The organism is Amycolatopsis sp. NPDC043889 (genome assembly GCF_056435645.1).
Map to the genome: position 1 here is coordinate 511,003 of NZ_JBWKEC010000001.1, position 11,318 is coordinate 522,320.

At 70.9% G+C, this 11,318-nt stretch carries 7 protein-coding genes; 2 read left to right on the plus strand and 5 right to left on the minus strand.

Features of this window, described 5'->3' with window-relative positions:
* The first annotated feature begins 68 nt into the window (after positions 1-68).
* Together AC0685_RS02635 and AC0685_RS02640 are read left to right on the plus strand one after the other, a co-directional pair.
* Complete coding sequence (locus AC0685_RS02635) at positions 69-1,376, plus strand: sensor histidine kinase (protein WP_478223927.1); 1,308 nt, start codon at positions 69-71, stop codon at positions 1,374-1,376.
* 16 nt (positions 1,377-1,392) lie between these two features.
* Positions 1,393-2,244, plus strand: coding sequence for a class I SAM-dependent methyltransferase (locus tag AC0685_RS02640; RefSeq protein ID WP_478223928.1), 852 nt, complete (start codon positions 1,393-1,395; stop codon positions 2,242-2,244).
* A gap of 14 nt (positions 2,245-2,258) precedes the next feature.
* Here AC0685_RS02640 and AC0685_RS02645 read toward each other — a convergent pair whose 3' ends face one another.
* The 5 genes from AC0685_RS02645 to AC0685_RS02665 form a co-directional block, all read right to left on the minus strand.
* Entirely contained in the window at positions 2,259-4,187 is a 1,929-nt protein-coding gene (locus AC0685_RS02645) for a TNT domain-containing protein (RefSeq protein WP_478223929.1), read from the minus strand.
* Positions 4,188-4,226: 39 nt separating this feature from the next.
* Positions 4,227-5,390 carry an ADP-ribosylglycohydrolase family protein gene (locus tag AC0685_RS02650; protein WP_478223930.1) on the minus strand — a complete coding sequence of 388 codons (1,164 nt, stop codon included), beginning with the start codon at positions 5,388-5,390 and terminating at the stop codon, positions 4,227-4,229.
* A gap of 4 nt (positions 5,391-5,394) precedes the next feature.
* The gene (locus AC0685_RS02655; RefSeq protein ID WP_478223931.1) at positions 5,395-7,410 is read right to left on the minus strand and encodes a YrhB domain-containing protein; all 2,016 of its coding nucleotides are present in this window, start codon (positions 7,408-7,410) and stop codon (positions 5,395-5,397) included.
* A gap of 190 nt (positions 7,411-7,600) precedes the next feature.
* Positions 7,601-9,847, minus strand: a complete 2,247-nt coding sequence (locus AC0685_RS02660) for an ADP-ribosylglycohydrolase family protein (protein WP_478223932.1) — start codon at positions 9,845-9,847, stop codon at positions 7,601-7,603.
* A complete protein-coding gene (locus AC0685_RS02665; protein ID WP_478223933.1) occupies positions 9,848-11,317 on the minus strand; it encodes a TNT domain-containing protein in 1,470 nt (489 codons plus the stop codon).
* Between the last annotated feature and the right edge of the window lies 1 nt (position 11,318).

Below are 11,318 nucleotides of genomic sequence, written 5' to 3' on the forward strand. Positions count from 1 at the left end.
TTGGTCTCTGGATCCACACGGCGTAACCGGAGATACTCCTGCCGGTGCTCCGGGCAGGGGGAAAATCCATGGCGAAGCGGCCGCCCAGTTTTCTGGTGACGTTGCTGCGTCGTGGCGCGCCCGCGCTGGCGACGGCGACGAGCGAGCTGTCGGACGAGGTCGGCGACCCGACACCGATGCGCGCGCTCCGGCGGATCCAGCACATGTCGGGGCCCATCGACACGGCCCATCGCGACAACCTGCTGCTCAGAGCCGCCCGCTACGTCGCCCTCGTCCCGCTGGTCTACCGGCTCTTCGCGGTGCCCGGCGCGTTCGGCGTCTACGTCTCCACGCACGGCATGATCGGGATCGGACCGGTCGGGCTGGTGGCCCTCGGCTCGGTCGGGCTCTCCCTGTACGGCATCCGGTGGATGCTGCGCTCGGCGCCGTTCCGCCCGCAGTACGCGGCCCGGCTGCTGGCGATCGACCTCGTGTTCACGCTGTTCGCGCCGCTCGCGGTCGGGGCGCTGGTGCCGGCTTCCGTCTTCACCGAGGCGATGGCGATCCCCGGCAAGCACCTGCTCGGCGAGGTCGCCCTGCTGGCGCTCGCGCTGGGTATGCCGGCCGCCGCGGCGCTCGCCGTCGGCAGCTTCCCGGTGCGGATGCTCGCGTCCCTGCTCGGCACCGGCCAAGCCGCGCCCGGCGACGCCATGGCCACTTTCCCGTCGATCCTCGGCGTCCTCTTCACCGCGAGCGGCGCCCTCGTCCTGATCGGGCTCGGCACGCGGCTCGCCCTCGCGTACGGCATCCGCAACGGCCGCATCGCCGAACGCGCCCGCCAGCACCGGATGCTGCACGACTCCGTGCTGCAGACCCTCGAAGCGATCGCGCTGGCCAACAAGGGCGACCCGGTCGCGCGGCTCGCCGAGGTGCAGCGGCTGGCGCGGGCGCAGTCGATGGAACTGCGCCGGACGATCGAGAGTGAGGCTTCGGAACGGTCGGAAGCCGGTTCACGGCCGCTGGGCGAGAAGCTCGCTTCGCTGGCGGCGGAGATGGCGCGGGACGGGCTGCGTGCCCAGCTCGTGATCGCCGAGCTCGACGACGACACGCTTTCGGAGGTGCGGCAGATCGCCATCCGCGACGCCGTCCGCGAGTCTCTGCGCAACACCCTCAAACACGCCGGGACGGACAAGGTCGTCGTCCGGGTCGAGGAGCAGGAAGGCGGCGTCGCGGTGATCACCCGCGATCACGGTGCCGGGTTCAGTATCGACTCCCGGCCCGCCGGTTTCGGGATCAGCGAGTCCATCACCGCCCGGCTGAACGAGGTCGGCGGGACCGCCAGGGTGGAGTCGGCTCCGGGCAATGGCACCAGAGTCACCCTTTGGGTGCCTTTCTGACGGTAAACAGGAGAACATGAAGAAAACGGACGTCCTGGCCGCAGCGCTCACCGCGTACCGAGACGGTGACCGGGCCACGGCAGCGGACCTCGCCGAGCGTGCCGGATCCACGCTCGGCCGCGAACTGCACCGGTACCTGACCGAAGGCGGCGGCGGAGATGTGTACGACCAGCCCGCCGCGTTCACGGCGTTCATCCGCGGTGGCGGGAACGTCAACCTCTATCGGCGGCTCAGCGCCATGCTCGCCCGGCGCTACGGCAGTGTCGGTTCGCTGCTCGACCTCGGCTGCGGCGACGGGCTCGCCGTCGTTCCCGCCCTCGAACAGGCGGACCGGCAGCCGGGCCGGATCGACCTGGTCGAGCCGTCGAGCGCGTTGCTCGCGGAAACGCGGAAGCATCTCGACGGCACTCACGGCCTGCACACCTGGGACGCCACCGCGCAGGAGTTCCTGGCCCGCGACGACGACCGGCAGTGGCAGCTGACGCAGTCGACCTTCGCGCTCCAGTCGATCCCGACCGGCGAGCGCACCGAGGTCCTGCGGGCGCTCCGGCCGCGCACGTCGTGTCTGGTTCTCGCCGAGTTCGACGTGCCCGAGTACGACGAAGACTCCCCCGAGTACCTGCTTTCCCTGGTCACCCGCTACGAACGCGGGATCTCGGAGTACGGCAAGGAGGCGTCGCTGGTGGCACAGGGGTTCCTGCTGCCGATCCTGCTCGGCCTGGTCAAACCCGGGGCGGACCGCGCGAACTGGGAGCAGCCCGCCACCGATTGGGCTTCGCAGCTGAAGGAAGCGGGTTTCACCGGCATCCGGATCGAGCCGCTCGCGGACTACTGGTGGTCGCCCGCGGTGCTGATCACCGCTTCCTGACGTCTGCTACCCCGTCACTGGACGCGGGACAGCGCGCCGGTTTCGAGATGCTGGGCGATCGGCCGGGGCAGCACGTAGGCCACGGCCCCGCCCGGGGTCCCGTTCCACGGCGCGGTGATGCCCGTGACCACGCGCAGCGGCCGCACGACGCGGTAGAGCCTGCGCTCCCGTTCGCGGTCCGCGGCCAGCGACGTCTCGATGAACCGCGCCGATTCGGCGTGCACGAGGTTGCCGGTCTCGTTGCCGAACCGCTGCACCGTGGTGCCCGACGGCAGGACGACGATCCGCTTGCGACGGAAGAAGTTCAGCGGCGGTTCGCCCCGCAGCGGCAGGATCGGCCAGTCGGCGGGGTTGTCGGACTCCTCGTTGGCGCCCACCGCGGCTCGCGCCGGGTACAGCAGCAGGGTGCCGAGGAAGAAGCGTGCCGCCTCTTCGAGTTTGGCGAACGCCACCGGCTCGTCCGTCGGCGGACGGGAGACCTCCCAGCCGGTCTCGGTGCGGCGCAGGGTCCAGAGCCCCGGCTCCGGCACCGCGTTCGCGCCGATCCGGTAGGACGTCGGCGCCACCCCGTGCTCGGCCAGCCGCTGGTACAGGACGTCCAGCACCTCGACGGCGCGGATGTCGCGGCCGGGTTCGCCGTCGCGTTCGACGCGGGTGCGGGCACTTTCGTCCGGCAGGTCCGCTGCGGTCTGCGGCGGCCGTGGCTTGCCGACGATCTCCGCCTCCGCGGTCGCCCGCACCAGCTCGCCGACCAGCGGCGGCCGGAAGCCGGCGGCCAGGATGTGCTCGATCAGCTCCGGCTCCGGCGGCACCCCGTACTTGCGCAGGTAGTGCGGGACGGCCGCGGGCCAGATCCACACGCCGTCGGTGTGGAAGGCGTTCGGCACGTCCGGCGGGCCGTTCGGGGTGAAGATGTCGGGCTGCGGACCCGGCCTGGTCAGCGCCACCGGCGAGCGGAAGAGGTAGTCCAGGACGCCGCGCATCAGGTCCGGCGGCACCGGCGGCCGGTTGACGACCGGTCGTTCGCCCTCGTTGTGCGCGTCGACGACCTTCGCGTGCCGGAACACGATGTCCAGCGGCAGTCCCGCCTTGGCCGAAAGCCAGGCCGGGACGTGCTTGGTGTCGCGCGGGAAGATCGCGAGCTCGGTCGCGTACGCGCGCGGCGACGGCTTCCCGCCCGCGTTCGGCGCCAGCCGCCAGGTCGGTTCCTGCTCGGCGTCGAAGTCGAAGTCGAAATGCGATTCCGCGTCGAGGGTGAACGTGCCCTGGAACCAGGTGCCGGTCTCGGGCTGGTGCATCGCCGCGCGCAACCGCGCGAAGAGCGAACCGAGCTCCGGCGGAGCCGCGATCGACACCGACACCGGGCCGTTGCCCTCGTCGCCGACCGAGCGGACCTCGAGTTCGGAGTAGTCGCCGACCTGCCGGAACTGGGCGCCGACGCGCTGCCAGCCCGGCGGCAGCACCCGCAGCAGGGTCCGGCCGATGGCCCGCAGCAGCGCGCTCTGGTCACCCGTGCCGATCTCCGGCCGGGCTTCCGGCGTCTCGACGAAGTCGTGCCGGGTCTGCCACAACGCCGTCAGCCGCGACGGCGAGGCGGTGGTCGAGAAGTCCGTCAGGCCCAGTTCGGCCGCGCGGGCCGCGTCCTCTCCCGCCCAGCGCAAGGTCAGGTCGCCGCCGCCGGTGTTCGGCGCGATCTGGAAGTGCTCGTCATCGAACCGGCCGTACGACTGGAGGCTGAAGGTCGCGCCGACCTCGCCGTTCAGCACGACACGGGCCGGGCGGCCGTTCCAGTCGCGATCGAAACCCTCGGGCGCCGCTTCCCCCGGCGGCGCGACGAGCAGCAGCGTGCCGTCTTCGGTCGACCGCTGGGCCGCGAAGACGGTGTCCCCCCAGACGGCGTACAGGCCATCCGGCCGCTCCGCCGCTTGAACCCGGTAACGCACTATGTGTCCCTCCCCAAGTTCCCCAAACCGGGGGTAAATCTAGTGGGCCGGATAGCGGACGTACCACCGGTCGTCACCCGGGGCGTTCCCGCCGAACTCCGCGAGCGCGTCGTCCGCCAGCTGTCCGATCACTTCGCTCAGTTCCAGCTTCTCGAGCCAGTCCGTCCGCAAGGCCTGTTCGCCGTACATCGCGCCGACGAGGTTCCCGCAGACCGAACCCGTCGAGTCGCTGTCGCCGCTGTGGTTCACCGACGCGAGCAGGGCGGTGTTCGCGTCCGTAGTGGTCAGTGCGACGTATACGGACATGGAGAGCGCGGTTTCGCCGATGTTCCCCTGCCCGAGCGTCTCGAGCTTCTCCGGCGTCGGGGCGCCTTCCTCGGCCAGGGCGAGCGCCTGGTCGAGCGCGACGCTCTGCTCTTCGTGCCCTCGGTACTTCTCCAGCTCGGCACGGGCGGTCGCGATGGCGTCGAGAAGCGGTTTCCCGACCAGCAGTTCGCGCACGATCACGGCGAAAGCACCCGACGAGAGATACCCGCTCGGGTGACCGTGCGTCAGGGCCGCGCTCTCGGCGCCGAGCCGGAACACCTCGGCCAGGTCGTCCGACCACAACGCGACCGGCGCGGCGCGCATGATCCCGCCGCAGCCCTTCGAGTTGTTCACCGGCTTGTCCATGCCGGCGCGTACGCCGGTCCTGCCGTAGGCCTCCAGCTCACCGAAGCAGGTGAGGCCGGGCGCGCGGCGGCTGAACAGCTCACGGTTCGTGATCAGCCAGCCGTCCGGCTCCGCGCTCGTGTCCTGCGGGCCGCGGGCGCGCTCCCACGAGACGCCCTGGGTGTGCAGCCAGCGCTGGTAGGCCAGCTGCAGCGACTGCTCGACGGCGGTGGCGGTGGCGGTAGCAGCGGTAGCAAAGGTCCCCTGCTGCCTCCGGCCGTGAGTAAAGGTCCCTTGCTCCCGGCGCGCGGCGGCATGGGCCCTGATCAGGCCTTCCAGGGTGAACAACGTCATCTGGGTGTCATCGGTGATCCGCCCGACGCCGCCGTACGCCGGGATGAGGTCGGTGATCCCGGCGGGTCCGGCGATCTCCCGGATGCGGTCGATCGAGTCGAACTCGGTCTTCGCGCCGAGCGCGTCGCCGATCGCCCCGCCGAAGAGGCTGCCGCGCAGTCGCGACCTGGTCGCCGGATGTTGAAGCCACTCGCGCATTTCTCTACTGATCTCCTCGTGGATACCGTTTCGCGTCCCAGCGCCGCCGCTCTTCGGGCTCGCGGGGCAGGCCGAAGCGGTTGAAGTAGTAATACGCGTCGCCCGCCATGGCGTCGACGACGCCGAGGTCGGCGTACGCGGCGAGCCAGGACTCCGGCAGACCCGGCACGGTGAGCCTGGCGCCCACCATCGCCCCGGTCAGCGCCGCGGTCACCGTGCCGCCGCGAGCGGCCAGCGCCAGCGCCGCTTCGGCGTCGTAGCCGCGTTTCGCGGCGGCGAACAGCGCCCGGCCGAGCACCGAAAGCGGCGTCCGGCCGTCCCCGATGCTGTCGAACTGCTCGACGTCGTCCCCGCCGATGTCGTTCCTGAGGTCGAGCACGGTCTTGACCAGCTCGCCGACCTCACCGCTGTACTCGTCGAAGCCTTCGAGGAAGTTCGCGACCGCCGGTTCGCCGTTCCGGGCGGCGAGCTGGGCGCGGAACACGTTCACCAGCAGTTCGGCGCCGTGGACGACCTCGTGCCCCGCCGCGGATCCGACCAGTTCGCGGACGACCTTCATCGCGTAGAACGTGCTGTCGGCGGGGCCTTGCACCCCGCCGGTCACCGTCGCGGCGAGCGCGGTCGCCAGCATGGCCGAGAACTCCGCGGGGGGTGGACCCGCGCCTTCGGTGGCCTTGGCGACCCAGCCGTCCGGCCGTCCGCCCGCGGGCAGCGACGCCGGGATCTCGGGCTTGTCCGGGGTCGGGTCCAGGCCGCGGATCACCGATTCGGTGTGGAACAGCAGCTGCCGGGTCAGCCCGCCGAGCGGCAAGCCGTCGGCGGGACCGGCGCCCGAGCTCAGTGCGTCTCCGAGCGCGAAGCCGACGTACGCGCCGAGAAGCCGCGGGTACGCGAAGCTGCCGACGGGAAGCGTTGGGTCGTAGAACTTACCGAAGGTCCAAGCGCTCGGGCGCGGTTCGCCGTTGTCGTAGAAGTGCGTCACGAGGCCGTTGGCGAAAAGGTCTTCGGGCAGTTCCGGCAGCGGGCGGCCGTCATACTTCGCCCGGGAGCGCTCGAACGACAGCGTCGCGGCGCGGACGTAGCGGGTGAGCTCTTCGCTGCTCAGGGGGTAGCCGTTGTCCCTGGCCTGGTCGACGAGGCTCCGCAGGTTCGCGACGGCGGCGCCTTCGTACTCCCCGCTGAAGTACGCGGGGCGCCCGACGGACTCGGGGCGCTCGGTGCCTGCCGGGAGGTCGAGGTCGGCGACCTGCCGAAGCGTCTCCGGGTAGACGTTGAACGTCTCCGGACGGCCGGGGTTGACCAGCAGCCCGACCCCGGGGTTGTCCTTGGCCCGGCGCAGGAGCACGCGGGGCTGGACCCGCTGCCACACCGTGTACTCCGACGGGATCTGGGCCTCGGAGGTGTAGACGACGAAGCGCACGCCCGCGTCACCGAAGTCGCGGACCTGCAGGTGGCCGTCCTTCGCCGGGGCCAGCACCTCGAGGTCGAGCATCCAGTGGACGAACTCCTCCGGCGTGATCCACTCGACGCGGAGGTAACCGAGCAGCGTCTCGACCGGGCTTTCCGGTGCCGGGCGGCCGGAGAACCGCGGCCCTGGCCGGTGCTCCGGGTTCGCGCGGACCGCGCCGGTCGGCTCGCCGTACAGCGTGTGCTGCTCCCAGCGCAGGATCGCCGCCTTCGGCACGGGCAGACCGGGGACCGCGTCCGGGTCGAACTCGGGATCGACGACCTCGGCCCAGCGGGTGAAAGCGTCACTGTCGCCGCCCGCCGCCGAAACGGCCATCAGCTCCAGGTCGAGGCGGATCTCGCCGCCGTCGTCCGGCACGAAGGCGACCGGGCTGGGGAACAGACCGGCGCCGGGATCGGTCCCGTCGAGCCAGCCGACGGTGTTGTAGGTGACGTTCCAGCCGTCGGTCGCGCGCACGACGTAGTCGCGGCGGACCCGCAACGCGCCGGTGCCCTCCCCGCCTCGGCCGGCCAGCCATTCCTCGACGCGGCTGACGGCTTCCTCTTCGTTCATCGTCCCCATTCTGATTGCCTGTCGGTGAACCCGCGTCCGCGATCGACGTCGGCAGGACGCTGCCTGGTCGTCCACGTCACGGTGGTGGAAAGGGCGTCCTGCCACCGCGATAGCGGGGCCTTCGGCCGGGGCGGGTTCACGCCTTCGGTCGCTTTTCCGAACTCCATCTCAGCTCCGCCCCCCATTCCGTTCACCAGCGCGGATACCGCTGGGCCCAGCCGTCGACCTCGTGCAGCGCCGAGTGGCGGTCGAAGTGCCAGAACGCGTCCGTGGCGATGTTCTCCACCAGGTAGCGCAGTTCCAGCTGCTCGACCCACTTCTGCGGCAACCCCGGGATGCCGGTGCGGGCACCGAGCAGGGCGCCCGCGATGGCACCGGTGATCGCGCTGCGGCCCGAGTGGTTGACCGCCCGCAGCAGCGCCTGCTCCGGGTAGTTCTCGAAACCGGACAGCGCCGCGAACGCGCGGCCCAGCACCGAAAGCGTGCCCTTGCCGTCGCCGATCAGCTCCGGGACCCGCAGATCGGGCAGGCCGTGCTTGCCGAAGAACGGCACCGATTCCGCGATCATCGCCTTGAGATCCGCCCAGACCGGTCCCCGCTGGTGCGGGTTCTGGTCGCTGAAGATCTCCCGGGAGGTGTTCCAGATCGGGTAGCTGAACGCCTCCGAGGTCAGCGCGGGTTCGAACAGCCAGGTCAGGTAGGTCGCCGCTTCGACGTCGACCTCGCCCGGATGGGTCACCGCGACGAGGTCGCGCACCGCCTGGCGGACGCCGCCGCTCATCGCGCTCCCCGGCCCGGCCGCGGTCATCGCCGCCGGCAGTGCCGCGACCAGTGCGTCCGGTCCGCTCATGGGCATCGCCGTCGGCGAGATGGTCGCCAGCGCGTGATAGGCGTTCAGTTCTGCGTCGTCGGGAGTGCGGCGGACGCGGAGTTCCGGCACCTTGACGAGCCAGCCGTCGGCGTTGTCCAGCGGCGCGCCCTGGGTGTGCAGCCAGCGCATCAGCGAGTTGCGCGCGACCGTCCCGAGCGCTTTTTCGGCGTCGCGGTTCTCCGGCTGCTCGCGATGCGGGCTGCGGATCACGGCCTCGGTGTAGAACAGCAGCCGCTGGGTGAGCGGCCCGATCCGGCCGGGCAGGTCGAACGCGATCGGCAGATCGGTGACCCCGTCGGGGCCGTAGGTGTTGTGGATCTCGTCGAGCCGCATCCGGTCGACGGCCGCGCCGAGCGCCTCACCGAGCGCGAAGCCGATGTACGCGCCCGTGACGCGCTGCCAGCCGTAACGCGAGCTGGAACGGTCTCGCTCGAAGTACTTGCCGAAGGTGTCCAGGCGCGGCTGGATCTGCCCCTCGTTGTCGTAGGCGGGCGCCAGCCCGTTCGCCCGAAGGTCGTTCGGGCGGCCGCGAGGTGGTTCCGGCTGCCGGAGCCGCGCCAGCCACGACTGACCGAGGACGGTCTTCTGGCACTCTTCGGTACTCAGCTCGAACCCGCGGCGGCGTGCCCGTTCGGCGGCGGCCAGCGGCGGCTTCACCGGTTCGGACAGGCCCATCTTCGCGGCGGTGTCGGCGGCGAGCGCCTCCAGCTCCGGGTCCGCCTCCGGGCAGCGCTCGTTGACGTCGACGCCGGGGCCCCGGCGCGGGAACCGGAGCGCGGTCTCGGCGAGCTCGGCGCCGCTGACGTCCTCGAACGTCGCGGGACCACCGTTGATCACCAGGTTCGGCGGGCTTTCGTAGCCGGCGAGGGTGGCGATGTCGACCTTCCAGTACCCGTGTTCCCGGGGCGGGAGGTTCCTGGTCGAGCTGAACACCCTCAGCTCGGCGCGTTCCTCGTTGAAATAGAACCGCTCCGTCTTGCCCGACGCCAGGTCGAGCGGGACGTAGACCTCACAGCGCAGCAGCCCGACGAGCAGCTGTTCCCTGGTCAGCCAGCCGACGCTGGCGAACGACAGCAGCGTTTCGAGCTTGTTCTCGGGCTTCGGGTAACCGCGGCGGACCGGACCGGCTTTGTACTCCGGGTTCTCCCGTTCTTCCCCGGTCTGCACGCCTTCCGCGTTGACCTTGACCCAGCCCGCGACGACCGGCGGCGGGACACCGAGGTCACCGAGCCCTGCCTTGGCGTACTCCGGGTCGACGACCTCGCGCCAGGCCTCCTGGCCCGGGAACGCGACCGGGACGCTGAGCCCGCCGGGCTGCGGATGCGCCTGGCGCAGCTCGCCGTCCGGTTCGCGGACGATCACCGACGGCGGCGGGAAGATCTCCTTCTCGGCATGACCCTCGTCGAGGAAGGCGATCGTGTTGTAGGGGACAGACCAGCCCTCGGGGATGCGCAGGACCTTCTCGTGGTTCACGCGCAGGCCGGCGCCGCCCGGTTCGGACACGTCCGGACCGTGGACCGCGCGCAGCCACTCTTCGACCTTGGCTACCGCTTCCGCCGATTCCACCTACTCGATCCTCTCCAGGCTGCCGTCGGACACGTGCTCGGCGATGGTCCTCGGGAGCACGTAGGCCACCGCCCCGCCGGGCATGTTCGCCCACGGGACGGTGACACCGATGATCACGTGGAGCGGGCGTCGCAGCCGGTAGGTCCCACCGACACGCTCCCGTTCCAGCGGCAGGGACGTCGTGGCGAACCGTACCCCTCCGTGGTGAACCAGATTGCCGGTTTCCTCGCCGAACCGCAGTACGACCGTACCGGCGACCATCCGGCTCACGCGCTTGTTGCGGAGCAAGGTGAGGGGAGGCTCACCCGGCGCCGCCCGCACCGGCCAGTCGGCGAGTTCCTTCGCCGTCTCCAGTGGCGTCTCGTGTCCGGCGGTCATCCTCGCCGGATGCAGCAGAACCGCGCCGAGGAGCTGATGCGACGCGTCTTCGAGCTTGTCGAAGTACTTCGGCGACACGGGGGCGCCGCCCGAGTAGGCCGCGACCTCCCAGCCCTTCTCGGTGAAGTTGAGGCACCAGGCGCCGTCCGCGCGGTCGCCGATGCGGTAGGCCTCCGGCCAGACGGCGTGCTCGCCGAGCCTGCTGACCAGCACGACCAGGAGCTCTTCGTCGGTCAGTGCCGGATTCGGCGACGTCTCCAGCTCCGCCGCGATGTCACCCTCGGTCTTCTTGACGTCGGAGCGGCCCGGTTTCGGCCGCGGTTTGCCGAGCAGATCCGCTTCCGCGGTCCGCCGCACGAGGTGCTCGACGTACGGTGGCTGGAACCGCTGGCTCCGGATGTGCTCGACCAGGTCCGGCTCCGGCGGGATCCCGTATTTCCGCAGGTAGTGCGGCACGGACGCGTGCCAGATCCAGGTGCCGTCGGTGTGGTAGCTCTCCGGGACGTCGCCGTCGGCCTCGGGATCGAAGATGTCCTTGCCGAGCCCGCTGCCGGAGAGGATCGCCGGCTCACGCTCGAGATACTGCGCGACCAGCGGCGCTTCGGACTCGTCGAGCTCCGGTCTGTCCACCACGGGCGGCTCGCCCTCGGTGTACGCGTCGACGATCCGGGCGTGCCGGAACTCGACGCGCAACGGCAGCTGCGCGCGCAGCCGCCACCAGTCCGGGACGTGCTCGTCCTCGCGCGGGAACGCGGCCAGCTCGTCCGGGTACACCGAAGTCCCCGGTGGCTCGATCCACGCCGGCTCGTCGTCGAGGGTGAAGTCGAAGTCGAAGGTGCCGTCGGGTTTCAGCGTGAACCGGGACTGCAACCAGGTCCCCCGGCCGGTCGTGTACATGCCGGTGCGAAGCCTGCCGAAGAGATCGTTCAGCTCGGGCGCGGGCGCGCAGTTGTGGCCCTCGAGTTCGGTGTGCTCCCCGGCCTGCCGGAAATCGGCGACAGCCGGATGCGCCGCGTCGGCGACACCCGAGCGGATGAGCTTGCCGATTTCGATCAGCAGCCCGCGTTGTTGTTCGGGGGTGAGTTGTTCCACG

What these genes read in the sequence shown, in the direction of transcription:
- AC0685_RS02635 (WP_478223927.1), top strand. Translation starts at nt 69, where the DNA reads ATGGCGAAGCGGCCGCCCAGTTTTCTGGTGACGTTGCTGCGTCGTGGC.
- AC0685_RS02640 (WP_478223928.1), top strand. Translation starts at nt 1,393, where the DNA reads ATGAAGAAAACGGACGTCCTGGCCGCAGCGCTCACCGCGTACCGAGAC.
- AC0685_RS02650 (WP_478223930.1), bottom strand. Translation starts at nt 5,390, where the DNA reads ATGCGCGAGTGGCTTCAACATCCGGCGACCAGGTCGCGACTGCGCGGC.
- AC0685_RS02655 (WP_478223931.1), bottom strand. Translation starts at nt 7,410, where the DNA reads ATGAACGAAGAGGAAGCCGTCAGCCGCGTCGAGGAATGGCTGGCCGGC.